This is a genomic window from Amorphoplanes friuliensis DSM 7358 (genome assembly GCF_000494755.1).
GTDB lineage: Bacteria > Actinomycetota > Actinomycetes > Mycobacteriales > Micromonosporaceae > Actinoplanes > Actinoplanes friuliensis.
On the sequence record NC_022657.1, the window covers coordinates 1796718 to 1823201 of the forward strand.

Consider the following 26484-nt stretch of genomic DNA (forward strand, 5'->3'; position numbering starts at 1 on the left):
CTCAAGTCGACCATGTGACAGCGCTGTCCCTGCCGATCTTTAGTTCGTGTTGCATGCCAACAGGTTTCCTGCACGCCAATCGGTGCCACTTCTGCGGCCTTGAGGTGGTTGTGACAAGTCTTCAACCCGACGGCGTGAAAAGAGTTGGCCACTATCAGTACGACTCCGGACGAAACCACTCGGATAGCCGCCAGCTCCGTGGTCCAGGTTCAGCCAGCTCGTTCACACCGTCCTGCCTCGGTGTCCGATGGGGTCTGTGCAGCACAAGCCGCTTTGGACCGTGCTGGGGAAGCGGGCGGGACGCTTCCCATATACGACGCCAGCAAGAAGCCCAACGCGAACCGATGCGACTTCCGATTCGAGCGAACCGTCCGAAGACCGGCATAAAAAGCACGAGATTACTCCCGTCTAAGCAAGCGACCATACGAGATAACACGAGTTATGAAGCCGATGCGGCCACCGCATAAAGCCGAAGGATATCTACGCATGACGTCTCGCGCGAGAAAGTCTGATCCGTTGTGGTTAGCGGACAGATTTTCCATCCCTGCCGCCACGCGGGCCATCCTCTTCGATATGGACGGCGTGCTGATCGACAGTCTTAGCCAAGACTGCGAGGTAGTCGGCGAGTTGTTAGCGCCATTCTGCGGATCGCACGACCAGGTGCCACGGACGCTGATCCGGCGCTACTTCGCTTTAGCGCTTGACGACTTTTGGAGAGTTCTCGGGGGCGAGCTTAACCTTGTACTGACGGATGAAGATGTGGAGCTTCTAGTTGCCAAGCATGAGCTGGTCCGCCGACAAGCTAAGCCCATCGTCCACGACGGAGTGTTAGAAATCCTTGATGCGGCACGCCGTGCTGACTTAGCGTGCGCAGTCGTGTCCAACAATCCCAGAAGCGAAATCGAAAATATGCTGGAAGCAGCTGAACTCTTGAGGTACGTAACTCAAGTTACGGGAAACGATGAACTTGGGCAGAGACGCAAGCCTGCGCCAGACCCATACGTTTCTGCGGCTAACGGGCTTGGCGTTGCCACCTCCGATTGTGTGGCGGTGGAGGACTCGATTATCGGACTCGAATCAGCCCACAGCGCAGGTTGCTATACGATTGGAGTGGGCACGGGCGCGAATACTGTAGAGGAGCTGGCGGCCAGCGGCTTCGCGACCCAGTGCTACAACGACTTCACGGTACGGCGATAGACCAATGCGATCGACATCGCATCTTGCGAATCAAGAGGTTGGGATGACCGCTGCGGCAGCGCCCTTGAAAATTCGTTCAGGCGTGAGGGAAGCCGCGCCTTACGTTCCCGACTGGCTTGGGCTCGATCGACACAACTATGTTCGGCTCGACCGAAATGAGGCCACTCGCCCTCTGTCGCCCCACGCCATAGAGGCGGTCACAAACCATCTCCACGATCGTGGCATGCATTCTTACCCTGACGGAGAGGGGTTGACGGACGCAATTGGCCAATATTGTGGTGTCCCGGGTGGTCACATACTCGCGACGAATGGCTCCGATCAAGCCATTGACCTTTGCCTGCGCGCATTTCTAGGCCCGGGCGACACGGTTGTAATGGCGCGTCCGGAGTTTCCAGTTTTCGGTCATGTCGCCGCACTCGCGGAAGCAGTCGTGCGGGGAGTCCCCTACAATGATGACCTTACCTTCCCATACGAGCGCTTCGAGAGGGCGCTGGAGCGCACTCCGAAACTCATCGTGCTTATCAACCCAAACAATCCTACCGGTACGCACATCGACTTGGCCTTCATCGAACAGGTAGTGCGAACCCACCCAGATGTTCCAGTGATCGTGGACGAAGCGTACTTCGAATTCACCGGCAGAACTGTCGCGCCTTTGACTGCGAAATACGACAACCTTCTTGTCATCCGGACCTTCTCGAAAGCCTTTGCAATGGCCGGTATGCGGTTGGGATACGTTGTTGCGCACCCCGGAGTCATCACACAATTGGCGAAGATGCGCAATCCGTTCGACGTAAATTCGCTTGCTATGGTGGCCGCGAAGGCGCAGCTTGCCCACGTGGACGAAATCCGCGCTTACGTCGATGAGGTCATGCTTGCTATCAAGCCCTCTGCCGTCAACTTCTTCTCCGAGCGCGGGGTTGCGTTTTGGCCAGGGGCGGCCAATTTCGTTCTGGTTCGTCCTTCGAACTGTCAGGCGGTCGTAGTGGAACTTAAGGCGGCAGGTATCCTGGTACGGCCGATAACGGCAACGCCGCTCGCGGGAACGTTTCGAATGAGCATGGGAACGCAAGAAGAAATGACCCGAGTGTTTGATGTTCTCGACGGCCTATCATTCTTGAGAAAGGCGGAGGCGTAAATCGTGTCCGAGCTAAAAATCAACAGCTATGTACTGTCAGAGCTGCCACCCGAAAAGCGGCGACAATTAATTCGTCGCGTGCGTGCCAATAACAGTAACGTGGAAGGCGTGGTTCGCGGTATCATCGACGATGTTCAACAACGTGGCGATGAAGCGTTGCTTGAGCACACGCTACGGTTGGACGGCGCAGCGCTGACCGCCAATGGTATTCGCGTCTCCGAAGAGGAGTTTGCCGCGGCACAAGAGAAACTTGATCCCAAGCTCGCCGCCGCGCTAGAGACTGCAATCGCCAACATCCGAAAGCACCACAGCGCCCAAGTACCGCAAGAATCATGGATGCACGAAGTACGGCCGGGCGTCATTGCCGGCGAGCGGTGGACGCCCATCGCGTCTGTTGGCCTGTATGTGCCACGAGGTAAGGGATCATTTCCCTCTGTCGTGGCCATGCTCTGTACGCCGGCGGTCCTTGCCGGCGTGCCGGAAATTGCTGTGTGCACACCCCCTGGGCCGGACGGCACAGTTGACGCCGCTTCATTGGTGGCTGCACGCATGTGCGGCGTCAAGACCGTCTACAAGATGGGAGGGGCGCAGGCGGTGGCGGCACTAACGTACGGGACGCAAAGCGTGACGCCTGTGGAGAAGATCGTTGGTCCTGGCAACCAGTACGTGTCCGCGGCGAAGCGGCTGTTGTATGGTGCGATTGATCCAGGCACACCTGCTGGACCCAGTGAATCGATCATCCTTTGTGATGGCTCGGCTGATCCCGAGCTGACCGCGCGGGAATTGATCGTCGAGGCGGAACACGGCCCGGACTCTGCCGCCTTGCTGGTGACCCATGCTGATGAAGTCGCCGCTGCAGTTGTGAAGATTATTCCGAGCCTTATCGCCAAGCTGCCACCGAAGCGGCGTGGCTTCGTTGAGAGCGTAATGGCCGGGTACGGCGGTATCGTCCACACATCTTCGCTGAGAGAATCACTCGCCTTCGTCAACGAATGGGCTCCGGAGCACCTCCGGGTAATAACGGAAAGTCCGTTCGAGCTACTTCCCCGTATCCAGCACGCTGGCGAGGTACTTCTGGGTAGTAACGCTTCAATCCCACTGGGAAACTTCGTGATTGGTGTCAACGCCATCCTGCCAACCGCTGGGATGGCAAGAAGTCAGTCCTGTGTGGGGGTCCTCGACTTCATGAAGCGATCGGGGTTCGCATACGTCACGGACGAAGGAGCGGCCGCGATCGCGCCAGTAGCTGTGACACTCGCCGAATACGAAGACTTTCCGGCGCACGCCGCGGCGGCTCAATACGTACTCGACCGGATCAACCGGTAGGGAAGACGCTCGAACTCTCGACGATAGCTGGAAGGATCCGAGTGGACGCCACTCTCTTGTCCGTTGTGCAGCAGGAGCAGTTCAAAGACAAAGCGCGTGCGGAAAGCATGCTCCTAGGCTTTTTGAGGAGGATCTTTCCACTCGATGTGGTTTCGGTAGAGCTGCGGCCATTGGCTGTCTCCCTCAATTCCTTCAACGGCTTCGTCGGGCTAGCAGATGGGCGTCGCCTTTTCTTCAAGACGCACATCGAACAAGACTCCGCTATCGACGAGTACTACAACAGTAGTTCCTTGGCGGCGGCTGGATACCCCGTTATCCAGCCGCTTTATAGTTCGACCGAGGCGGGCCGACAGTTACTGATCTACGAGGTAGTTGATGACCCAACCGTATTTGACGTTGCGTGGGAGATCGATAATGGCAACGTGGATCTTCTTGCTCCACTTGCGGTCGCACAACGTCAAGCCGACCGCGATCTTCTCCGGATCTATTCCGGTACGCTGGAAATCGATGCCGAGGAATCGAACGTTGCTCCGATCCATCAGCTCTTCTACCACCGGTTGAACGGACAGCGGTACCGGCAGTTCTATCCGGATGCCGGCGAAGTAATACTTCCAGGTGGAACCATCCAGAAGTCGGATCTATTTTCGATGCGTTGGCAGATCAACGGCCAGGACTACACCGAAACCTTGAGCGGCATAGTGTCACGCAGTGTCGCTCTTTTGCGTCCTGGGAAAAGTGGTCCCTCTGTCGTGGGTCATGGTGACGCGCACAACGGTAATGTCTTTCTTCGTGCGCAGCCAGCTAGTCTCGTCTACTTCGATCCCGCCTTTGCCGGGCGCCACGACCCGCTGCTTGACCTTGCAAAGCCGCTATTTCACAATGTTTTCGCTATGTGGATGTACTACCCGCGAGAGATCCGCGAACGACTAGAGATAACGTGCAAGATCGGGGATGGGCTCATCAGCGTAGACCATAACCACCGACTCTCTGCAGTCCGTCGCATGTTCTTCGAGAGTAAGGTAGAGGATGTTCTCATTCCTATTCTTGTCGAGCTGAAGCGCCGTGGCTGGCTTGACGAGGGCTGGCGGGATTTGCTGAAAGCGGCGCTGATGTGCTGCCCGCTACTAACCATGAATCTCACCGACGGTACAAGGTTTTCGCCGGAAATATCTGCACTGGGCTTTGCGTACGCGGTCGAGATGGGAAGCGAAAGCCGAAATGTACGCAGCATTATTGACCTCGCCCTAGACGGCGTGGCGGCGGCGCTTAGATGAAGCAGACGCCATCAATTTCTGCGCACGCATGCCCTTACCTCGGCTCCGGGACGGAACCGAGTAAGGGTCGTCGTCACAGTCAGCGTGGTGTCGCATAGCGGCAATCGACCAGTTGTACTTACCGACCTCGCCGACGCCCTTTATCCAGGCGCAACCACGGCTCTGTATAGGAAGGAACAACGAATGAGCAGTGATGCATCGTTGGCCGCTGCGGTCCAGGCAGCCGCCTCCGGCGACCGATCCGCAGCGGTCAACCACTATGTGCAGGCCGGCCAAGCGATGTCGGACACTGACCCTGGTGGAGCAACCTACGCGTTCTTGTTGGCCTCTCAACACGCCGACGACGACGAGATGAAAGACAGGCTTGCCGAGCAAGCACAGCAATTTTCCTTGGCGGCGGGCAATTACGACAAGGCATCAGAGATTGCGTTAGCGCGAGCATCTTCCGCAGAGTCTGCCGATGACAGGCTGACTGCCGTGAGGCTGTACCTCGCCTGTACGGTGTATGCAGCGACGTACCTCGCTGAAGCAGCGAAAAGCAGCTTGGCTGCCAATTCAATTGCCGCGGGCATTGAGGCCATGGACAGCACGCTTGAGCGCATTAATTATTGTCGTGGTCGCCTTCGCGACTTAACTAAAGCATGACGGTGTGGTCGGGGGTTGTCGAACGTAGCTAAGTGTCAAGGTGTCATTTTGTTAGATCGAACTTCTAACTATTGCCTGCCCTCCTCGTTTGCCGACGCGACCTCCGCCATCCACGCATCATTCTGCAAAGCGATGATTCGCTCGTAGTCAAGTACTAAGGCGTTCTCTGCCAATTTGTCACCGAGTCCGGTGAGGTAACGTGACGCAGCAGGCGCCGAGCGTGGTCGGCCTGGTCCCAGGGGTCGACCACTGCGTTGAACTGTTCGAACGAATCGAGTTTGGAAAACGGAACCAGGTGGTTGCGGCGGAACCAATCGAACTGGCCTTCCACGCCGCCTTTCTCGTGAGCCCCGCGCGGCCCGGTCTGGGAATAGAAAGCCTCCAGGCTGACGTGAGAACGAAACGCCGTCCAGTGTGCGGTCACCACCCGCTGGAGTGAGAAACCCATGACCCGGGCGACGGCCGAGCGCAGGCTGTCGTGCAGGACTTGGCCGGTCGGTACTCCGCCGAGCACGGCGAGGGCGTACACGAGGCCTTCAGACACGCCTCCTCGCCGCCGGAGGTCGAGATCCGGTGCACTGCCTTGCCGGAGTAGGACATCCGGAAGGAGAAAAACATGCAGGTCACCGGCTCGCCGGAGATGAACCGCGACCTCACCGAAATCGACTTCTGCCTCGGCGCCGGGGCCGTCCGCCTGCGGAACGAACGCTTCCACCGGCGGCCGGCCGGTCTTAACCCTGGTCTGTGCCGTGCGCTCTCGGACGTAGCGGCGCACTACCGGATAGGAACGTCGGCCACCGCGTGCCCGGTGATCAACCGGTCGAAGATCCGTTTGCTCGTGTGTCGTTGCTTGCGTGGCGGGTCCAAGCCCGCGCGGATGATCCCGTCGGTCACTGGCTTGAATGGTCGAGTTTCGACAGCCGAGCCGGCTGCGGCTTATGCGGCTGCCGCCACGCCGACGCCTTGGCGACCGGCCGCCGCGACACCCAATACTTGATCTTGATCGCCCGGCCGGACGAGCCCGCGAGCATCCCGGCGGGTCGCCGCGTAGAGCTCAACTTTCGACGCAGGCGGTATCAGCAAGCACCTCAGCAGACGGACCGATGCTCCCACCGCCGAGAGTGGTGTCGCTACTGAAGACTAGAGCCACTTTCGCCTGCTTCCGGTCAATTCATTCTACCCCGCGTCGTGCAAGGCTGGATTAATGTGACTTGGGGCAGTCGTTCGACAACAACCTCACCTAGTAAAAGGCAGCCATAGAAAAAAGACAAACGACGTATTCAATGCGTGCTGAACGGATACGCTACGCTATCTCCAAACCATACCCGGCTCGCTCTTCAGGTGTAAGGTTACGGAACGTTCGCCGACGTGCCTTCGACAGAAGGCCATCGAGCGATAGGTCTTCAAATATTCGCACGGTGCCGTCGTGTGAGGCCGTGACAATTCTTGTACCGCTAGCGTCATACGTTGCGGACCCCACCATTTCGGTGTGCTGTCGGAATATATGCAACTGCTCGCCATTTGTTGCTCGCCATACTCGCACAGTGCGGTCACCCGAAGCGCTGACGATGCGGATTCCGTCAGGAGCAAAGGATGCCGATCGCACCCAGTCCTCGTGAGCATCCATTACGAGGATTGAATCGCCGGTGCTCGGGTCCCACACTCGCGCCGTCGCATCCTCCGAGGCTGTGACGACTTGATCACCAAGAGGCGAGTAATTGGCGGATCGCACCCAGTCACCGTGACCGTCCAACGACAGTACCTCTATCGATGAAGCTATAGACCAGATCTTCGCGGTTCGATCCGCGGAAGCGGTCAGAATGTGAAGGCCGTCCGGTGAGAAAGTCACTGAAAGCACTGGAGCTTGATGCCCGATCAGCTCAGCAATCTTCTCGCCTGTCGTGAGACTCCACATAGAAACCGATTTATCAGAGGATGCTGTCGCCAGCCGCTCGCCATCGTGTGATAGCGCGATATCCCTGATCCAATCAGCGTGCGCCTCAATAGTCATAAGGCACTCTCCGCTGGCCGTGTCCCACACTCGGGCCGTCCCATCGGACGAGCCCGTTAAGACAGTCGTACCGTCCGGCGAAAAGATCGATTTTGCAACGCGAGTCCGGTGTCCCTCCAATTTAATTCTTCGCGCCAGCTCACCCAGCACAACAACCTCCGCCGATCCGTCTTCCTTAGCAATTGCGAGGGAGGAACCAGACGGAGACCAGCAGGCGCTTCGCACTCTTGTCCGGTACCTGGCAACCACGAACTGGTCAGGATTTTCTTCTACAGTCCATACGCGGGCGATGCCATCTTCGGACGCCGTAACGACGTGGATGCCGTCCGGGGAGAAGTCGGCGTCGCGCACCCTATTTTTGTGTCCGCGAAGTGCTACCTTTTCTGAGAAATCTTTGCTGTCCCAAACTCGTGCAGTTCCGTCACCCGAGCCCGTCAGGAGCCTGTCGCCGGTCGGTGACCATACCGATGCCCGTACCCGTCCTGAGTGCCCGTTAAGAACCTCTGTACATGACCCATCACTCGCGTTCCAAACCCTGGCTGTGCCGTCTTCGGACGCGGTTGCGATACGTACACCGTCCGGTGAAAAGTGTGGGCTGCGCAACCAGTCTTCATGCCCAATCAGGGTTCGCAATTGTTCCCCGGTCCAGAGGTCCCAAACGCGTGCAGAGTGATCAGATGAGGCGGTCACAAGAAGGGATTCGTCCGGAGAGACGTCTGTAGCGAGCACGATTCCTGTATGGCCTTCGAAGGTACTTAGGACAGAGCCGGACATATTCCAGACCTTGGCCGTGTGATCCTCGGAGGCTGTAATTACGTGCTCAGAACAAGGGCAGAACGCAACGTGACGCACACGACCACTGTGGCCGGTGAGCCGCAATATTTCGGCTCCTGTACCCACTGACCAGACACGCGCAGTGCAGTCCTCGGATCCACTGACGACGGTTCTGCCGTCAGGTGAGAAATCCGCGCTGCCAACGATGCCCGTGTGAGCGCCAAATACCGTCTCCGGCTCCGATGTGTCGGCTAATAGCCAGACCCGCGCCTTCCCGTCTTCACCGCTAGTAACAATCCGACTTCCATCAGGAGAGTAGCGTGCACTGAGCATAGGCCCGTCGTGGCCGTGAATTGAGTGGCGAAGGCGAGACTTGTCGACTGCCGAGTTTAGCGCGAGGATTGCGCGCGCGGTTGGCCCGTAGTCCTCGATTGCTGCTAGGGCAAGGAGTATTGATAGTTCTGGGTCTTCATTGAGGTTTCCTTGGACGCGCTCAGCTAGTTGCTCAGAATTTCTCTGCCTTGTTGCGGCGTCTGCGCGTCTGGAAGCCCGAAGGAAGTCAGCAAGGAGATTTTCGTGGTCGAGGTTTACCAATCCGCGACTGACAAGCCTGTCCGCGACCACGAGCCGCTCGCCCTGGAGACCGTAAGAAGGTCGACGTTTGTTGACATGCCAGTCGCGAGCAGCGCGCTCTAGCTCGCTTCGCGCAAGCAGATCGGAGCGAGCAGCATTGATCGCCGTTTCCAACGGCGACCACACACGTAGGAGGGCCTCGTGGGCAACCTCCACCATCACTTCGCCGTTGTCTGCCCTGTCAGTCGTTAGCAAGCGCTGTTGGACGAAGGCCTCAACGATTCTTTCTTCGCCATTTCGGAACTCGGTGCGAGACACTCTTCGCTTAGTAGGCTGATTGTGAGCATCCAGGTTGACCATCTTCAGAAGGGTGGGAACGACTAACGTTCCATCAGGTCCTAAGGATTCGACGATCTGGTCTGCATAAGTCATGAGAACCCCAATGACTCCGCCAGCCTGAGCGTACCTCCCCCCGATGGCCATGTAGTCGGCGTCGGTGATCCTGCGCACTTGACGCCCTTGAACCTGGTCGTAGAGCCGACGTAAGGTATACGCGAGCAGGGGCAACGCATCCCCACCGGTCGTGTCCTCAACCATTCTTTCCTTTAGGCCCTCATCGAACGTCAGCCCTGTTTTGCGTGCCGGCTCTTCGATCACCTCTTGGAGTCGACCGCTCGTCATGGGGCCTACCAGAATCTGCCGTTGCACGACTTCGGCAAAGCGGGGCGTCTCTAAGAACCGACTTAAGAATTCGGAACGTAGTGTTGTCACCACCCATACCGGGCTACCACTGTATGTGGCGGCCAAGATGGCTTCACCAAATCGGGTTCGTTGGTCCGGCGATGCTCTTGTGATCAGCTCCTCCAGCTGATCGATGACTATTACGACGCAGGCATCCGCCTTGCCGTTGTAGTCAATTAGATCGCGGCTGATCTCCAACAAAGCGGTTGGCTCGGCATTAAGCAAATCCGATGTTGCTCGCCAGCCTTGCTGGTCAGACGGTGGCACAAGGCCGTTGATGCGCCTCGCCAGTGCGGAGAGGGGTGTTTCGCCATCCGTGGGCCGGAATGGCGGCACAATGATCCATTCTGTCGACATTTTCCTAAGCCGCGGTAGAAGGCCGGCGCGGAGAAGTGACGACTTTCCGCTTCCCGATGGGCCGATGATTGCAACACCTTGACGGCTCGGAGATAACCTCTGCTGGAAGCAGTTTAGAAGGTTGTCGACTTCTGTCGTACGGCCGAAGAACACTGCGCTGTCAGATTCTTGAAATGCGGATAGGCCAGGATACGGCGGACGTTGCGGGTCCCAGGGGAAATCATCGAGCGGATCGAGCCCGAGCCGCATTAATGATTGCCACAGATGTTCCCAGCCCTTCTCTGTCCCGCCAGATAAATCCACCTGTTGGGTGTCCGCCAATAGAGAGTGCTTAACGCCGGGTTCAAGTCTTATTGGTATGATCGATTTGCGTAGTGATCGGGCGAGGGCCAGCTCCGCGAAGCACCACTTCGATGAGCAGGATGCCTCAGTCATGGCGAAGATTACTGCGTCACACCTTTGCAGGTGTGTATACAGCTCGTTCTCCCATGATCTGCCAGCGACTAAGCCCCGCCGTGGATCGAAGTCAAGAAATATGCTTTGGTACCCGTTCGCTGAGAGTCTATCGGCCAGCGCTTGCGTGGCGGCACCGTCGTCGCTGCTGTGGCTTATGAATAGCTGTGTCAACTGTGGCCTCTCAACGGTATGCGGAGCTGGGCGTGTCGTTACTCGTGGGTCATATTTCGTGCACTCGCTAATCGGATAATCCTTGTACTTGCATACTGGTCTGGCGGCGAAGAACTCCTCTGACTCTCTCTTGGGTAGCAGAGGATAGCTAATAGTGGCAAAAGGTGATGCCTGGGGCTTCGCCGTTGAAGAAACCCGGCTTATCGATAAGCGCGCGCAAGGAAGGGCTACCGTTCCAGGCGATCGTCACCGTGCATTGGTCGTAGTATCCGAAACCGAAGAGACTGATCGGGCCTCGGCGTTCGCAATCTTCGACGGTGGCGGTGGTGCCGGTGCGCCGGGCGTCGGCGAAGTCGTGGCCGGTGAACCGTCCGACCGTCGTGGCGGTGGCAATCAAAACGAATGACAAGGCCAGCAGGATGACGATGCCGAACAAGTTGGTCAGCCACTTGTTGCGCCTCGCATCGACGACCGGACTGACCTCAACGGCAGGCTCCTGCTTGGCGGCCCGAGTCCGGGTGACGTCCGCCTCCGCTTCGGCGAGCAGTTCGGCCCTGCGACGCTTGCGGTAGGCCGCGTGGTTCTCCTCGGTCATCGCTTACCTCACGTTGATAGTTCGCATCACATCGGCAGGCCGATCGCCCGGCGGATGCGGCTCATCGTTCAGCAGGCCGTCTCCGGTGGCTCCACCGTTCTGCAAGCTCTCATCTTGAGAGAGCATCGACTGCAACCTTGGCCTTCGTGCCGTAGACGACCTCGTCGGTTGCTCCAAGGCACGGTACGCGGACTTGTACGCCCCCGAGACGCCCTCGCTGTCCGCCAGGTAGTGGTCCGCCTGATGCACTTGATGGAGTTCAGGAAGAGCGATCCTTACGTCGTTCTGAGATGGTTTCGTCCATGGAACTACCGACGCGGGCCGAGATCGCCGCAAAAGCGGGGAATTTGCTGCCCAGCGCCGGATGGCATCATTTAGGCGCTCAAGAACCTTCGCTATCTTCGCCGTGCACTCGGCGACCAGCAGCGCCACTTCGGCAAGAACCTTCGGGATAGCCACCACCAACAGGGCTTGGAGGGCTTTGGAGATGGCCGTACCGACTACCTCGGCTAAAAGGTCGCGCACAGTGTTGCGAACGACGCCGACGATGCTGCCGGCGATCAACGACGCCTCGGCCATGGCGTCGACCACCTCGCCCAACACGAGAGCGCCGTCGGCCATTTGAGCGGCCTTCCCCCGGTACGCCGTGGCCGCGTCCGAGCCCCAGTGCGACGTGGTCGATTCGACCTGACCGGCGAAGTACTCGGTCGCTTCGTACGAGCCCGTTTGCAGGTTGCGCCATGTCGCCGCGTGTCCTCGATTTCTTTTGGATCACCGGCGAGCCAGTCCAACAGCTCACGCGAAAAGTCCACGTGTTTCATCAGCCACCCCACTCCAGCCCCGAAGATCGCCTGGAATGGGTCCAAGATGGCGCCGAGCCCGTGGAGCCCACCACTGCGCCGTTGCGGAGGGTGCTCAGGCTGTTGCCATCAGTGAAGCCGTCCTTGACGCTCATTGCGGCTTCTAGGATGCCGGCGCTCTCGTAACCCTTCGTGTCGGCTTCCGGGGTGATAAGACTTGGTCGTGAAATCGCCGCTGCGTCACTCACCGAGTGCCTCGTAGCCGCTCGGCAGGGCATTCATCGCTGTGGTCGAAGTCGTTGGCCATAGCACGGAGCAGGTCCGCGAGGGGTCGCATACCGACTACGGCCCTGCGGTAGGAGGCGATCGCTTCGTCCCTATGCGGATTCAAGTAAGCACTCGTGAACAAGGGCCCGACTGGATACCCGTACGCGTTGCTCGATGCCCTGATGAAGGACACCGCGCCTCGGGCCTCGTCGAGCATCCGGGACACCTCGTCGACCTCTCGCGCATGCTTGCGTACCTCGTCAGTGGGGATGACGATGCCCATTAGCGTTGCTCCTCGCCGTCGTCCAATGCCGGGTAGCGAGTCGAATAGGCATCCGTGATGAACACCGCGGTGCTAGAACTTGCGCTGTACATACCAGGCATGATGGTGCTGACTTGTTCGGCGAGTCGCGCCTGAGCATGCTCCGAGGTCGCCAGTACAAGCCGCGCCAGTTCGTCCCGGGACAGGTCGTCGGACGCCGAGTTAATTTGCAGATCTGCCAGTCCACTACGGAGTCGACGCGGATCGTCATGCCGCCGCCGCCGCCGCCGCCGCCGTCCGTACCGTGACAGCCGCCGCCTCCAGTCCGGCGCTGAGCTGCAGCGCCAGTTGTTTTCGCTCTTCGACTCGCGCGCCTGGAAAGAGCTAATTGTCTGGTTAGGATCGAGCGGCACGTCACAACCTCCCGATGGTGCGGGACGACAGTGTAGAACGAGGTATTGCCGTTAGTCAGGAGGGATCACTTTCTGTAAGCATAGAAAGTGTGCCAACTCTCCAGCGGCGTCGGTCGATCATGCGCGGTTGTCACCGCCGGCTAGTGCGAAGCCGACCACAACGGTGCCGTGCGCCATTGGTTACTATCAGTGGTGGTCCATGATGCGTTTGTCGACTTCGGATAGGCATGAACGCGTGGCGGGTGGCACGGGGGCGGCGAGGGTGACGGGTGCGGCCAGGGTGCCGCGTTGCTGCCGTAGCGGTCGGTCAGTAGCTGCGGGGTGGCGAGGCTTGCAATGCCGAAGCCGAGCCCGAACGCCGTGACGGTCAGGACCGCACCGGTGCGGCTGCCGGCCAGCAACGGCATGGTCAAGGCGGCCGCGGCCTGGAGGGTGAAGACCGCCGCGACAACTCGGTGCAGGCGTACGCGGTGGTTTGCGACGGTCAGCGCGAGGCGACCGGTGACCGAGGGGACGCCGAGGAGGCCGGCGATCGTGGCGGCGAAGGTGGCCGGATGTCCCTGCTCGGTGAGGAAGCCGACCAGGTGGACGGTCATCGCGCTCATGGCGGCGCCGTGGGCGACAAAAGCGACGGCCAGGAACCAGAACCGGGCGTCGCGCAACGCCAGCCGCCGGCCGGTTGACGTCGCTTGTGGATTCGCGGTGGGCGTGTGGGGCGGTCTGCGGATGACAAAAGCGTGCAGCGGCACGGCGATCCCGGCGTACAGGGTGGCGAAGAGGAGGAGCGTGGTGCGCCAGCCGTACCGGTCGGTGAGGAGGCCGGTCAGGGGCATGAAGATGGTGCTGGCGAAGCCGGCAACGACGATCATCGCCAGGACCGCCCGCGGGCGGCGGGTGGCGTCGAACCAGCTGACGATGACCGCGGTGGCCGGTTCGTAGAGAGCCATCGCCATGGCGGCGCCGAGGCCGACGAAGACGGCGTAGAGCTGCCAGGTGGTGTGGACCTGGGACCAGGCGACCAGCATGGCCGCTCCGCCGAGCGAACCGCAGGTCATCAGTACAGGGTGCCGTAGCCGATGGTCTGGGTGATGGCGAAGACCGCGACGATGCGCCGGCCGTGCGGCATCAGCTGCAGCAGCCGCCGGCCTGCTCACCCTCGGCCGGGGTCGAGACGCTGACCAGGGTCAGCGGTGTGGACAACAGCCCGCCGGCGACGCCGGTCGCCAGGCCGCGCCCGGCAGGTTCCACAGCGGCCGGTGTCCCGCAGCAGCCGCCGTCGATGCTGTCGCTTTCCACCGGGACGTTGCTGTTGCAGACGCCCGTTTCCGGGAGGTCGAGTTGGACGTCGCGGGCTGCTTCCCAGTCGCCGGCGAGGGCGGCGACGACCGAACGGGCCTGCTCGTAACCGGTGGCGAGCAGGAACGTGGGCGCCCGGCCGTAGGACTTGGCGCCGATGGCGTAGTAGTCCGGCTCGGGGTGGGTGAGCTCGGCGGCGCCGTGGGGTGGGACGGTGCCGCAGGAGTGCTCGTTCGGGTCGATGAGTGGGGCGAGGGTGCGGGCGGCACCCATGATGGGGTCGAGGTCGAGGCGTAGCTCGGTGGTGATGGTGTGGTCGGGCCGGAAGCCGGTCGCTGACACGATGCGGTCGGCGGCGATCGTACGGGTGCCGTCGGAGACCTCGACGCCACCGCCAGGCAGTGGGCTCAGGGTTTGGACGGCGAAGCCGGTGACGAGGTTGATCCGGCCGGCCTCGACGTGCTCGCGCAGCACGGTCCCCAGAGCGCCGCGGGCGGGCAGGGCGTCGGCGCTTCCGCCGCCGTAGGTCCGCGCCGGGGTGTCCGCCCGGATCGCCCAGGTCACGTCGGTGCCGGGTGACTGGGCAAGCAGCAGCAGGGTGTTGGCGGCGGAGTAGCCGGCGCCGATGACAAGTACGCGCTTGCCCGCGAAGCGGTCGCGGTCGGCGCCGAGCACGTCGGGCAGGGCGTGCTCGAGGAACGACGACGACGCCGTCTCGCCGTGGGCGGGGATGCCGGAGGCGCCGAGCACGTTCGGGGTGTCCCAGGTGCCGGAGGCGTCGATGACGGCCCGGGCCAGGACTTCCTCGCCGTCGGCCAGACGGATCAGGAACGGCATGGTGTCGCGACCGGCGGTACGGAGGCGGTCGAGGCCGAGACGGGTCACGGCGGTGACGCGGGCGTTGTACCGCACGCTGGATTTGAGGGCGGCCAGGTCGGCCAAGGGCTGCAGATAGTCGGTGGCCAGTTGACCCCCGGTCGGCAGTTTGTCGTCGTCGGGACGCACCCAGCCGGCGTCGGTCAGCAGCCGGGCCGCGGCGGAGTCGATGTTGTAGCGCCAGGGGGAGAAGATCCGCACGTGGGCCCACTGGCGGACGGCGGCCGCGGCAGTGTCGCCGGCTTCCAGGACCGTGAACGTGATGCCGCGTTCGGCGAGGTGAGCGGCGGCGGCCAGACCGACCGGGCCGGCGCCGATGACAACAACGGGCAGGCCGTCGAGGGAAGTGCTCACGCAAATTCCTTTCAGATGACGTACGGGCTGCGGCGTTCGAGGAACATGACGTCGCGCCAGCGGTTGTTGTGGGCCGCGTGGCGGCCGAGGCGTTCACGGACGCCGACGGTGCGGAAGCCGGCGGCGTGGTGCAGGGCCAGGCTGGCGGTGTTCTCGGGGAAGATCCCCGTTTGGAGGGTCCAGACGCCGGCCGCCTCGGTAGAGGTGATCAAGGCATCCAGCAGGGCGCGCCCGACGCCTCGCCGCTGTGCTGCCGGGTCGACGTAGACGGAATGCTCGACGACACCGGCGTAGACGGGCCGGGCGGAGACCGCCGAGGCCGCGATCCAGCCGAGGACCGTGCTGTCTACAGCAACAAAGCGGTGACCTGGCAGTTTGCCGGCATCGAACCGCTCCCAGCCGGGGGCGGTGTCTTCGAAGCTGGCGTCGCCGGCGTCGAGGCCGGCCTGGTAGATCGAGATGACCTGTTCGGCGTCGTCGGCGCTCATGGCGCGAACAGTGACCATGCTGCCCTCGCTTTGATTGCTGTCGAACTCGATGATTGTCGAATCCGACGGTTGCACGTGGATTCGATATCTGTCAACCTCGAAGGATGTCAAAACCAGGGGTGGTGGCGTGCTGCCCGCCGATGGCCACGAGCCGTATTCCGGCGGAGTCTGCCGTCCCGCTGTCGCAGGCCTTCAAGGCGCTCGGCGACCCGATCAGGCTGCAGCTGATGTCGATGATCGCCTCCGCCGAGGGTGGCGAGATCTGCGTCTGTGATCTCACCCCCGCGTTCGAGATCTCCGGGCCGACGATCTCGCACCACCTCAAGGTCCTGCGTGAGGCCGGGCTGGTCGACGCCGAACGCCGCGCGAGCTGGGTCTACTACCGCCCGCGGCCGGAGATGATGCGGCGGCTGGCCACCCTGCTCGCCATCGACGAAACGGTCAGCCCATAGACACCCGGATCTCCGCCTGGCGGCGACTGCTTTCCGAATTCCTCGGTACGGCGCTGCTGGTGGCCGCCGTTGTCGGGTCCGGGATCATGGCGGCCACGCTGTCGCCGGACGACGTCGGGCTGCAGCTGCTGGAGAATTCCGTCGCCACGGCGTTTGCTCTCGGAGCGCTGATTCTGGTCTTCGGACCGGTTTCCGGCGCCCACTTCAACCCCGTGGTCTCCGCGGCCGACTGGTTCCTCGGCCGGCGCGACGGTACGGGTCTGAGCGCCGCCCAGCTCGGTGGTTACGCCGTGGCCCAGACCACCGGGGCGATCGCCGGTTCGGTGCTGGCCAACCTGATGTTCGATCTGGCCGCAGTGGACTTCTCGGGCAAGGACCGGTCCGCCGGGCACCTGTGGCTGGGTGAGGTCGTCGCCACCGCCGGACTGATCCTGCTGATCTTCGCCCTCGCGCGCTCCGGGCGTTCCGCGGTCGCCCCGGCGGCGGTCGGAGCGTACATCGGGGCCGCGTACTGGTTCACGTCCTCGACGAGTTTTGCCAACCCGGCCGTGACGATCGGCCGGGCGTTCACCGACACCTTCGCCGGGATCGCGCCCGGCTCGGTGCCCGGCTTCATCGTCGCGCAACTCGTCGGCCTCGTCGTCGGCGCCGGGTTGCTGCTCGTCCTGTACCCGTCGTCCGACAGGAGTCCCGTCCGATGAGTAAGCCCAGCGTGCTGTTCGTGTGCGTGCACAACGCCGGTCGTTCGCAGATGGCGGCCGGGTGGTTGCGCCACCTGGCCGGCGACCGGGTCGAGGTGCGCTCGGCCGGCTCCGAACCCGGCGACCGGATCAACCCCGCGGCGGTCGAGGCCATGGCCGAGGTCGGTATCGACATCACCGGCCAGACCCCGAAGAAGCTCGAGTGGGAAACCGCCGAGAGCAGCGACGTGATCATCACCATGGGCTGCGGCGACGCCTGCCCGATCTTCCCCGGCAAACGGTACGAGGACTGGAAACTCGAGGATCCGGCCGGCAAGGGTGTCGAGTCGGTGCGCCCGATCCGCGACGAGATCAGGTCCCGGGTCGAGAAGCTGCTCGCCGAGCTCGGCTGACCGGCCTCAGAGGTCGGCGAAGCTCTTGATGCCGGCCGCCTCGAGAATCTCCGCCCGGACCTCCGGACAGGCCTTCTCGGTCTGCGCGTCGAGCGCCTCGCCGTCGGCCAGCTTCTCGTGATTCTCGTAGAAGCCGGCCAGGCTCATGGCCAGCTGCGCCATCGCACCGACCTCGGACCCAACCGCCTTGATCCGGGGCAGCTCCTTCTTCAGGTGCGCACAAACGTCCTTGCCGTCGCCGGAGTCGTCGGCCGCTGCCGCCGCGGGTGCCGCAGCCTTGACGTCCCCACTCCCGTCGGTGCCCGAGGCCGAACACCCTGCTGATCCGAGCGCGACAACCGCGGCCACACCCACCAGAACCCGTCGAAGACTCATGCGAGCAGTGCAGCAGCCCGCCCTGAAGAACCGCTAAAGGCGGCGGGTGGCTACTTGTCGACAGTTCGGGGGGTGGTGGCGGCACTACGCTCCGGTTGTGGGTGAGGCTGACCGGATCGACGAGTTGCGTGCGGCTGTGCACAGTGATCCTCAGCGGGTCGCTGAGACGGCGTCGAAGCTGGCGCGCGACGAGCGTGATCCGGCCACGCTGAGCCGCATTCTGGCCGTGCTGGGCCGGGCGCGGCGGGCGCTCGGGGCGATGGAGCTGGCCGAGGCCGACCTCGTGGCGTCGCTGGCCGCGGCCCGCGAGGCCGGGGATGACGAGCTGGCCGCCGACGCGCATCTGGGTACGGCCGGCGTGTACGCGTTCACGGGCCGTTCGACCGAGGCACTGTCCGAGCTGGACCAGGTGCACAGGCTGGGGTCGCAGAAGATCCGGGCGTACGCGAACCTGCAACGTGCCGCCCTGGAGCAGCGGATCGGGCGCCCGCGCGAGGCTCTGGCCGGGTACGAGAAGGCCTTGCCCATGCTGCGGCAGCTCGACGCCCGGGTCGACATCGCGATGGTGCTGATGAACCGTGGTGTGCTGCGGACGCAGCTCGGCGAGTGTGACGCCGCGGTGGCCGACCTGAGCGAGGCCGAGCGGCTGTTCAGTGAGGACGGGAACACGTACGCGACAGCGCAGACCTGGCACGGGCTCGGCTGGGCGTACGCGGGGAAGGGTGATCTGGCCGCGGCCCTGCGGTATCTCGATCGGGCGGCCGACCGGTTCCACGAGCTGGGCCACGCGGCGCCGGAGGTCGAGGTGGACCGGGGTGAGGTGCTGCTCGCGGCCGGGTTGTGCGGGCTGGCCGCGCAGACCGCGCTCGAGGCCGCGCGGCGTCAGGCGGCGGCGGGCAACAACTGGCAGGTGGCGCAGGCGTGGCTGCTGTGTGCCCGCGCGCACCTGCTCGACGGTGATCGGGTTGCGGCCGCTGGTTATGCCGAGCGGGCCCGGACGATCTTCGCCGAGCACGGTTCGGCGGCGTGGGAGCAGGCGGCGCGGCTGGAGGTCATCCGGTCTGCGGTGCAGCCGCCGGACATCGCTGAGCTGCGCGAACTTGCCGCCCGGCTGGACGAGGCCGGCAACGCCCGGGTTGCGGCGAGCGCGCTGGCGCTGGCCGGGGCGGCCGCCGCCGACGCCGGTGATCTCGAGCTGGCGAGCGCCCTGTCCGCCGATTGCCTGCGCCGGGCGGTCCGGCTCGGCCTTTTTGAGGTACGCATGCAGGCGCGCTACGCAACAGCGGTCTGCGCGGCGGCCCGGGGCGACGACCCGTCGGCCCGTCGTCAGGTCCGCATCGGGCTGGCCGATCTGCGCAGGCACCGCGCCTCGGTGGCGGCGACGGACGCGCAGACCGCGGTGGCGATCCACGCCGGGCAGCTCGCCAACCTCGGCCTGCGTCTGGCGGTACGCAGTGGTTCAGCCGCTGCGGTGCTGGACTGTCTGGAACGGGTTCGTGACGCCGGCCCGGCCCGCCCCGCGCCGCTGCCACCGGATGACGCTGCCCTGGCCGCGCGGCTGAGTGAGCTGCGGGCTGTGGTGGCGCAGATGCGGACGGCCGAGGGCGAGGCCCGGGACACCGCCGACCTGGTACGCCGGCAGCGGCAGCTCGAGCACCTGATCCACCGGCACCGGCTGCGAACGACGGGGGAGAGCACCGGGTTCCGCGCGAGCAGCCGGGTGCCGATCGCAGGGCTGCGCGCGGCGTTGGCCGGTGGGTGTCTCATCGCGCTGGCCGAGGTCGACGATCGGCTCATCGGTGTCACGGTGGGGCCTTCACGGCGTACCCGGGTGAAGGATCTCGGACCGTGCGGTGCCCCCCGGGATGCGGTGGCGGCGGGGTCGGCCGCGTTGCGGGCGCTGCTCACCCGCCCGGCCGGCCGGGGGCGCGACGCCCGGCTCGCGTTGCTGCGGCGGGCGGTCGGTGCGCTCGACGCCCTGGTCGCGCGGCTGGTCGACGGGGACGGACCGGTGGTGCTGGTCGTTCCGGCGGCGCTGCACGGCGCCGCCTGGCAACTCCTGCCGTCGCTGTCGGGACGCCCGGTCACGGTGACACCGTCAGCGGGCTGGTGGCTGTCAGCGGGGCCGGCGGAAGAGCAGCCGGGTCGTGTTGTGGTTGTCGCGGGACCGAGGCTGACGGCAGCTGCCGACGAAGCCGCGGCGGTGGCCGACCGTCACGACAACGCGGTCCTGCTGACCGGCGCGGACGCGACGACCACCGCGGTGCTGGCCGGGATGGCGGGCGCGAGTGTCGCGCACATCGCCTGTCACGGTCGCATACGCGACGACAATGCCCTCTGGTCGTCGCTGGAGCTGTTTGATGGTCCTCTCTACCTGTACGACCTGGAGCGCCACGGCCGCCTGCCGTCGCTCGTGGTGCTGTCCGGCTGCGACACCGGGGCCGGGGTGCGGGTCGGCGACCAACTGATCGGACTGTCCACAGTGCTGCTTCAACACGGAACCCGGTCGCTGATCGCGGCGCGCTGCGCCATCCCCGACTCGCCGGTGACCGGCGCGACGATGGCGGACCTGCACGGGTTGCTCGCCAAAGGTGTGCTGCCCGGGAAGGCCCTGTCCGAGCTGTCGGCCGGCTGGGATCGGGGCGAGCCGACCGCGCTCGTCGCCGCGTCCCTCGGCTGTTTCGGGGAGTAGGCGTGCCGGAGAGCGTGACCGACGGGGATCTGATCGCCGCCCTCGGCGCGGGCGGCGACGTCGCCCGGCAGGCCTGGTCGATGCTGGTCCCGCGGCATTCCCCCAAGATGTGGGCCGTTGCCCGCTCGTTCGCCATCGACGCCCAGACGGCCGAGGACCTGGTGCAGACGGCCTGGTTGCGGCTGCTGAGCCGCGCCGATCAGCTGCGTGACCCGCAAGCGGTCGGCCCCTGGCTGTGCATGATCGTGCGCAACGAGGCCCGCCGGCTGACCACACGCCGCCGCGAGATCCCGGCCGAGGCGCCGATCGAGCACCGACCCGCGGTGGTCGACGCACCCGACGCGCGGCTGCTGCGCGCGGAACGTGACCGGGCGGTGCGGCTCGCCTTCAGCCGTCTCGGCCCGGAGTGCCGTCAGCTGCTGCAACTGCTGCTGGCCGATCCGCCGCTGAGCTACGACGAGATCGCCGCCGCGCTGGACCGCCCGCGGGGGTCGCTGGGTCCGAGCCGGCGCCGGTGCCTGCAACGCCTCCGCGATCAGCTTCCACCGGGATACGAGTCGTGAACGCCGTATCTGCCGCGGCGTTCGCGGGTCATGGGTACGCACAGTGTGAAGAGGAGGACGTCAGGTGAACGGCCAGCGTGATGACGAGTCGGTGCCCGCGGATGAGGCGCGGCTGCTCGACGCACTCGGCCGGGCACTGGGCCCCGATCCGCTCCCCGCCGGTCTGCTCGGCCGCGTCGAGGAGCTCATCGTTCTGCGGGACCTCGACGCGGCCGTCGCCGAGTTGCTCGACCGCCCGGTCGCCGAGCCCGCGGGCATGCGCGGCGGCATCAACGACGGGCGGCTGCAGTTCGAGTCGGCGGACGGGTCGGTGGCGCTGGAAGTCGTGGCGGAGACCGGGCGGCTCGTCGGCCAGGTCCTGCTCGGCGACCTGACCGAGGTGGCCCTGGAACGTCCGGCGGGCACCGTGGCCACCGGCGCCGTCGACGATCTCGGCCGTTTCTCCTTGGAGCACTCCGGTTCCGGACCCGGCCGGCTGCGGTTGATCGGCACCACTGCCGGTCCGATCGCCACCGACTGGTTCCTTCTGTGAGGAGCACCCATGACCCTTGACCTACTCGTCCGGACCGCCGCGGTGCTGACTCTGGTGCCCACGCTGTTCGCCGGTCCGCCGGCCCCGGAGCCGACAGCTTTGGCTGTCTCGCAGGCGCTGGTCGCCGCGTTCGGGTCCGATGCCGTTGTCGACGACAGTCAGGACACCCACTGTCAGAGCGCCCCGGCGATGCCGGTGGCCTACCGCACCGACCGGATCATTCTGCGGCCTCCGGCCACGATGACCACCCCCACCGCGCTGGCCCGGCTCGCCGCAGCGCTGCAGGCCGAGATGGGTGCGGGCACTTTCACCATCGGTACGCCCGAAGTGCTCGAATGGAACGAGCCGGCGGCCGCCCGGCTGGACGACTCCCCGCTCCGCAAGGTGATCTCGGTGCCGGTCGGGTCGGTGTCCGCGGAGGACGTGCCGGTGCTGCGGGTCGCCCGCCGGCTGGTACGCCTCGATCACCTGCCCGCCGCACCCGACTATCTGGTGGGGCCGAGCAACGGGCCGCTCGGCGTGTGGCCCGACGGCGGTCCCGAGAAGACCGGCAGCCCGGGTGTTCCGCGACCCGGTCTGGGCGCCGGCACCACGGTCGCCCTGTTCGACAGCGGTGTGCCGGCCTCGATCGAGGCCAAGCTGCCGCCGCGGCTGTCCGCACTGACCGCCGGCGACGCGGAGGACCCCGACCGCAACGATGACGACCTGGCCGACGTGTACTACGCGGTCCATCTCACGGCCATCGCCGGGATCTTCGCCACGATCGTGCCCGAGGCCGACGTCGTGGGCGTCCGGGTGACCGGCCCGAACGGCGTGGCCACCGAGTTCTCCGCCGCCAAACGCATGGTCACGACCCTGCGGGCGGCGCACCGGGCGGGCGCCTGGCCGCAGGTCATCGTCAACTCGTTCGGCACGGCCGTCTGCCACGAGGGTGGCCCGAACCCGGGTGTCGACCTGATCCCGCTGGGGCTGCAACTGGTCGCCGAGGCGGTCGACCGGCACCAGGAGGCGGTGGTGGTCGCCGCGGCCGGCAACCGGGGTACCGACAAGCCGTTCTATCCGGCCGCGTTTCAGGGTGGTGTCGAGTCGGTGATCAGCGTCGGGGCGCTCGATGCCACCGCCGACAACGACGGAAATGCGTGGACGTCGAAGTCGCGCACGGCGAAGCCCGCGTCGTTCTCCAACTACGGGGACTGGGTCACCGCCTGGGCACCGGGTGTGGATCTGGCGACCTACCACGCCGTCGGCCTGCGCTTCGAGCCCGGCGGCGAGCTCATCGACGGGTACGCAAAAGTCAGCGGCACGTCCTTCGCCGCACCTTTCGTAGGAGCGGAGATCGCCGAGGAGCTGGCCCGCCACAGCGGGTCTCCGCTGGAGGCGTGGCGGGCGGTCCGTGACGCCGGACGCCCGTGCTCGGCCGAGGTCGGCTCCGGCGTCGCCGTGGCTCTGTCCAGCATGGACAGCCGGTCCACCACGCCGGCCGATCGGGGTCTGCCCGCCGAATGCTGAACCACGCTTTCCCGAACGGAGCCGGCCTGAAGTCGGCTCCGTTCTGCTGTATCCGTACCGGCGATCCTGGGTCATGGGGGTGACCGCCGAGCCAGTCGGCGGGTACCCGGAAGGAAAAAGCACATGATCAGGAACTGGGGCACCACCGTCGCCGCCGGACTAGTCACCTCGGCAGCGCTCGTCGCCGCCACGGCGCTGCCCGCGCACGCCGTGGTGGTCGACACCGACCGTCCCAAGATCTCCCTCCAGGAGCTGGACTTCGGCCTGAACTGGGCCGGCGGAGCACCGCTCAACGGCGGCCACCTCAACTGGGACGTCGCGGGTGGGGTGACCACACCACGGCTCGACGGCAGCCTCTACATCAACAACGCCGCCGGGACGTGCGCGCGCATGCGCCTCGAGTCGTACGACGCGAACCACGCGTTCATCAACAGCCGCAACGGCGGGACGGTCTGCGCGCCCAACGGGGCGCTGCACTCGTGGTCGGTGAACTTCGCCGCACCCGGCACCGCGGACACGACCCACGTCCACGTCATCCTCCAGGTGCAGAACGCCGGCGGCAGCTACTCGGACGCGGGCCTGGCGATCGAGGAGCTGAACTGATGAGCCGCCGACTGCTGGCCACCGTGGTCCTGGCCCTGGCCGCGAGCGCGGCCCTGACCACGCCGGCCCACGCCGACGAAGTTCCCTGCGGATCCGGGGGACCGGGTGTCGTCTGGGACTTCAGCGGCGCGGGTGCCGGCCTGGTCATCAACGGGACACCCGGTGACGACATCATCACCGGAACGCCGTTCGCCGACGTGATCCGGGGCGGTGGCGGCCACGACATCATCAACGGCGGCCAGGGCAACGACCAGCTCCGCGGTGACGGCATCCCGGGCCAGCTGCCCGGCAAGGACCAGGTCAACGGTCAGGAGAACGACGACACCCTGAACGGTGACGAGTGCGCCGACACCGTACGCGGTGGTGACGGGGCCGACATCGCAACCGGCGGCTCCCAGAACGACCTCGTGAACGGCGGAGCCGGCGGCGACGTGCTCAGCGGCGGCGACGGCAACGACGAGGTCAACGGCAACGACGGCGGTGACACCGTCAGCGGTGGCATCGGCGACGACACCCTGTCGGGCGGGAACGGTGCCGACGGCCTGGACGGCCAGCCCGGCTCCGACTCCGGTGACTGCGGCGGCCAGGCCGGCGACTTCGCCACCGCGGCCACGGAGCTGACGGCGAACTGCTGACCGGCGCGGGCGCGTACACGGTTTGTCCAGGAGGTCTGGATCAACTAGTGTGCGCGCCCGTGAAGCGTTTTGGTGTCACCTCTGCCGGCCTGCTCTGTGCCTCCCTCCTGACTCTCGCCGCGTGCGGGAGCGGGGACGACACCGCGACCACCGCCGGGTCCGCCCCTTCCGCCGCGGCCACGACGGCCGCACCCGCCTCCGCGGCGCCCTCCGCGCCGGTCGCTGCCGACGGCGCCTCCAAGGGCGACAAGGAGATTTGCGAGTCGGTGAAAAAGGCCGGCGAGGACATGAAGGCCGGTCTCATCACCGCCCTCTCGTCCGGTGAGGAGCCGTCGCCCGCCGTCTTCAAGAAGATCCTCACCGACATGAACAACGAGGTCAGCTCGCTCGCGGAGTCCGGCGGCGACAGCAAGGTCGTCGCCGCGCTGAAGGAGTTCGGCGCGCAGGCGGCCAAGGCCGCCAAGGCTGCCGACCCGGCTGAAGCCGCCTCCAACCCCGACTTCGAGAAGTCCGGCGCGGCCCTCACCGCCGCCTGCAAGACGACCGGGGTCGACGTCAACTTCTGATCCTCCCCGGCCCGGCCGGTGCACCGATATGGTGCATCGACCGGGCCGTTTTCGAAGGGGACAATCGTGGGTCGCGTTGTCGTGCAGCAGTGGATGTCCGTGGACGGGTTCCTCGCGGGACCCGGCGGTGAAGGTGATGTGTTCGCCGCCGTCGCCGACTTCTCGGCCTCGGAAGCCCACAACACCACCCTGCTGGCCTCCGTCGACGAGGTCCTGCTGGGCCGCCGCACCTACGAGGCGTTCCGGGAGTTCTGGCCCGGGGCCCACGACGAACCCATGGCGCAGCTGGTCAACACCCTCCCCAAGACTGTCTGCACGACCACCCTCACCGAGGCACCCTGGGGCACCCACGCACCCGCCCGGATCGTGCCCGACGCTGTTGCGCACGTCCGCGAGCTGCAGGGCACGGCCATCGTGTGGGGAAGTGTCGCCCTGATGGGTGCCCTGCTCGCCGCGGGCCAGGTCGACGAGGTCGAACTCCTGGTCGCGCCGATCGCCCTGGGCGGCGGGACACCGCTGCCGGCCATCCCGAAGCTTCGCCTGTTGGAAACCGAGACCTGGCCGGCCAGTGTGATCCGTACGCGCTACGCCGTCGGCTGACCGGTCCGGGCAAACTCGCGGAGTGCGCCGGCGAGCACGTCGGCCGGGGCGCTGTGCTGCTCACCCTTGACGGGCTCGAGCGTCGCGGTCGGCAGCAGGTCGGCGAGGGCCTGGGCGGCTGAGACCAGGAACGGGAACGTTCCGGTGCCGTGCAGCACCAGCGTGGGCACGGAGATCGCCGCCCAGCGGTCGCGGGGGAGCGGGCGGCCCGACATGGTCGTGCCCATGATCCGGCCGTCGTAGGCGATCGTCGGCGCGACCGCCTCCAGCACCGGCCAGAAGTCGCTCTGCCGCATGCCGCCGACCGCCTCCGCGGGCAGACCGGCCGCGGCGGTCAGGAACAGCTCCACGGCATCACCGGGCCGGCCGTCCGCCACGGCGGCGTCGAGGCGCTGCACGTAGTCCGCGGGAAGCGGCAGGCGGCTGTCGTCGACGACAAACGGCGGCTCGAACAGCACGAGCCGTTTGATCGGCAGCCCGGCCGCCGCGGCGTCCAGCGCCAGGACCGCACCGGACGACCAGCCGAAAACCGTCACCGGCCCGCCCGCGACCCCGATCAGGGCGGCAAGATCCTCCAGCTCCCGGCCGATCGTGTACGGGGCGGTGTCCGTACTCCCGCCGCGTCCACGCCGGTCGTACGCGTAGGTCCGGAAGGTCTCGCCGAGCAGGCGCCCGAGCTCCTCGTCGGCAAGGTTGAGCGCGGGATAGGCGGTCGCGCCGTCGATGATGATGATCGGCTCGCCGGCGCCCCGGGCGCTGAAAGCGATCATTGTGCCGTCGGCCGAGACGGCCGTCGCGCTGATGTCCCCGGTCATCGGGACCACCCTCCAGGTCACGAGCGGCGGTGCGCCGC

General features: G+C 65.1%; 26 protein-coding genes. 16 read left to right on the plus strand and 10 right to left on the minus strand.

Annotated elements, in window-relative coordinates; all coding sequences use genetic code 11:
• Nucleotides 1-486: 486 nt before the first annotated feature.
• The 5 genes from AFR_RS44880 to AFR_RS45920 all read left to right on the plus strand — a co-directional run bounded on the left by AFR_RS44880 (nt 487) and on the right by AFR_RS45920 (nt 5577).
• Nucleotides 487-1197: an HAD family hydrolase gene (locus tag AFR_RS44880; protein ID WP_238547247.1), complete on the plus strand. Its 711-nt coding sequence runs from the start codon at nt 487-489 to the stop codon at nt 1195-1197.
• 43 nt (nt 1198-1240) lie between these two features.
• Entirely contained in the window at nt 1241-2332 is a 1092-nt protein-coding gene (locus AFR_RS44885; protein WP_158510518.1) for a pyridoxal phosphate-dependent aminotransferase, read from the plus strand.
• Nucleotides 2333-2335: 3 nt separating this feature from the next.
• Nucleotides 2336-3658 carry a histidinol dehydrogenase gene (gene hisD / locus AFR_RS08370; protein WP_202963979.1) on the plus strand — a complete coding sequence of 441 codons (1323 nt, stop codon included), beginning with the start codon at nt 2336-2338 and terminating at the stop codon, nt 3656-3658.
• 41 nt (nt 3659-3699) lie between these two features.
• A complete protein-coding gene (locus tag AFR_RS44890; protein WP_084297942.1) occupies nt 3700-4932 on the plus strand; it encodes an aminoglycoside phosphotransferase family protein in 1233 nt (410 codons plus the stop codon).
• A 183-nt stretch (nt 4933-5115) separates the two neighbouring features.
• A complete protein-coding gene (locus tag AFR_RS45920) occupies nt 5116-5577 on the plus strand; it encodes a hypothetical protein (protein WP_148307901.1) in 462 nt (153 codons plus the stop codon).
• Nucleotides 5578-5731: 154 nt separating this feature from the next.
• On the opposite strand, the gene AFR_RS08380 is transcribed toward AFR_RS45920, so the two are convergent.
• The 8 genes from AFR_RS08380 to AFR_RS08410 all read right to left on the minus strand — a co-directional run bounded on the left by AFR_RS08380 (nt 5732) and on the right by AFR_RS08410 (nt 16029).
• Entirely contained in the window at nt 5732-6352 is a 621-nt protein-coding gene (locus AFR_RS08380) for a hypothetical protein (RefSeq protein WP_052359343.1), read from the minus strand.
• A 528-nt stretch (nt 6353-6880) separates the two neighbouring features.
• Nucleotides 6881-10660: an nSTAND1 domain-containing NTPase gene (locus AFR_RS45925; protein WP_158510519.1), complete on the minus strand. Its 3780-nt coding sequence runs from the start codon at nt 10658-10660 to the stop codon at nt 6881-6883.
• A gap of 148 nt (nt 10661-10808) precedes the next feature.
• Nucleotides 10809-11255, minus strand: a complete 447-nt coding sequence (locus AFR_RS08385; RefSeq protein ID WP_023359478.1) for a DUF6346 domain-containing protein — start codon at nt 11253-11255, stop codon at nt 10809-10811.
• A gap of 3 nt (nt 11256-11258) precedes the next feature.
• Entirely contained in the window at nt 11259-11876 is a 618-nt protein-coding gene (locus tag AFR_RS08390) for a hypothetical protein (protein WP_023359479.1), read from the minus strand.
• Nucleotides 11877-12604: 728 nt separating this feature from the next.
• Nucleotides 12605-12997, minus strand: coding sequence for a hypothetical protein (locus AFR_RS45930; RefSeq protein ID WP_023359481.1), 393 nt, complete (start codon nt 12995-12997; stop codon nt 12605-12607).
• Nucleotides 12998-13137: 140 nt separating this feature from the next.
• Nucleotides 13138-14052: an MFS transporter gene (locus AFR_RS08400; RefSeq protein ID WP_023359482.1), complete on the minus strand. Its 915-nt coding sequence runs from the start codon at nt 14050-14052 to the stop codon at nt 13138-13140.
• A 70-nt stretch (nt 14053-14122) separates the two neighbouring features.
• Nucleotides 14123-15523 carry an FAD-dependent oxidoreductase gene (locus tag AFR_RS08405; protein ID WP_023359483.1) on the minus strand — a complete coding sequence of 467 codons (1401 nt, stop codon included), beginning with the start codon at nt 15521-15523 and terminating at the stop codon, nt 14123-14125.
• 11 nt (nt 15524-15534) lie between these two features.
• Entirely contained in the window at nt 15535-16029 is a 495-nt protein-coding gene (locus tag AFR_RS08410) for a GNAT family N-acetyltransferase (protein WP_041841913.1), read from the minus strand.
• Nucleotides 16030-16115: 86 nt separating this feature from the next.
• Between AFR_RS08410 and AFR_RS08415 the strand changes: the two genes are divergently transcribed.
• The 3 genes from AFR_RS08415 to AFR_RS08425 are packed head-to-tail and all read left to right on the plus strand — an operon-like array spanning nt 16116 to nt 17556.
• Nucleotides 16116-16463 carry an ArsR/SmtB family transcription factor gene (locus tag AFR_RS08415; RefSeq protein ID WP_041840701.1) on the plus strand — a complete coding sequence of 116 codons (348 nt, stop codon included), beginning with the start codon at nt 16116-16118 and terminating at the stop codon, nt 16461-16463.
• Nucleotides 16464-16522: 59 nt separating this feature from the next.
• Nucleotides 16523-17164 carry an aquaporin gene (locus tag AFR_RS08420; protein ID WP_023359486.1) on the plus strand — a complete coding sequence of 214 codons (642 nt, stop codon included), beginning with the start codon at nt 16523-16525 and terminating at the stop codon, nt 17162-17164.
• Complete coding sequence (locus AFR_RS08425; protein WP_041840703.1) at nt 17161-17556, plus strand: arsenate reductase ArsC; 396 nt, start codon at nt 17161-17163, stop codon at nt 17554-17556. The genes AFR_RS08420 and AFR_RS08425 overlap by 4 nt, the downstream gene beginning before the upstream one ends.
• A 6-nt stretch (nt 17557-17562) precedes the next feature.
• Here the strand turns inward: AFR_RS08425 and AFR_RS08430 are convergent, their stop codons facing one another.
• A complete protein-coding gene (locus AFR_RS08430; RefSeq protein WP_148307903.1) occupies nt 17563-17931 on the minus strand; it encodes a hypothetical protein in 369 nt (122 codons plus the stop codon).
• Nucleotides 17932-18028: 97 nt separating this feature from the next.
• Here AFR_RS08430 and AFR_RS08435 point away from each other — a divergent pair, with 97 nt between their 5' ends.
• The 8 genes from AFR_RS08435 to AFR_RS08470 all read left to right on the plus strand — a co-directional run bounded on the left by AFR_RS08435 (nt 18029) and on the right by AFR_RS08470 (nt 25631).
• Complete coding sequence (locus AFR_RS08435) at nt 18029-20623, plus strand: CHAT domain-containing protein (RefSeq protein ID WP_023359489.1); 2595 nt, start codon at nt 18029-18031, stop codon at nt 20621-20623.
• A 2-nt stretch (nt 20624-20625) separates the two neighbouring features.
• Nucleotides 20626-21186 carry an RNA polymerase sigma factor gene (locus AFR_RS08440; protein ID WP_023359490.1) on the plus strand — a complete coding sequence of 187 codons (561 nt, stop codon included), beginning with the start codon at nt 20626-20628 and terminating at the stop codon, nt 21184-21186.
• A 64-nt stretch (nt 21187-21250) separates the two neighbouring features.
• Entirely contained in the window at nt 21251-21718 is a 468-nt protein-coding gene (locus AFR_RS08445; protein WP_023359491.1) for a hypothetical protein, read from the plus strand.
• 9 nt (nt 21719-21727) lie between these two features.
• Nucleotides 21728-23227, plus strand: a complete 1500-nt coding sequence (locus AFR_RS08450; protein ID WP_023359492.1) for a S8 family peptidase — start codon at nt 21728-21730, stop codon at nt 23225-23227.
• A gap of 123 nt (nt 23228-23350) precedes the next feature.
• The gene (locus AFR_RS08455; protein ID WP_023359493.1) at nt 23351-23830 is read left to right on the plus strand and encodes a hypothetical protein; all 480 of its coding nucleotides are present in this window, start codon (nt 23351-23353) and stop codon (nt 23828-23830) included.
• Nucleotides 23830-24465 (plus strand): calcium-binding protein, encoded by a 636-nt coding sequence (locus tag AFR_RS08460; RefSeq protein ID WP_023359494.1) that lies wholly within the window; start codon nt 23830-23832, stop codon nt 24463-24465. The genes AFR_RS08455 and AFR_RS08460 overlap by 1 nt, the downstream gene beginning before the upstream one ends.
• Before the next feature lie 59 nt (nt 24466-24524).
• A complete protein-coding gene (locus AFR_RS08465) occupies nt 24525-25031 on the plus strand; it encodes a hypothetical protein (protein WP_023359495.1) in 507 nt (168 codons plus the stop codon).
• Nucleotides 25032-25097: 66 nt separating this feature from the next.
• The gene (locus tag AFR_RS08470) at nt 25098-25631 is read left to right on the plus strand and encodes a dihydrofolate reductase family protein (protein WP_041840704.1); all 534 of its coding nucleotides are present in this window, start codon (nt 25098-25100) and stop codon (nt 25629-25631) included.
• Here the strand turns inward: AFR_RS08470 and AFR_RS08475 are convergent.
• A complete protein-coding gene (locus AFR_RS08475) occupies nt 25616-26446 on the minus strand; it encodes an alpha/beta fold hydrolase (RefSeq protein WP_023359497.1) in 831 nt (276 codons plus the stop codon). The genes AFR_RS08470 and AFR_RS08475 overlap by 16 nt on opposite strands.
• Nucleotides 26447-26484: the final 38 nt, after the last annotated feature.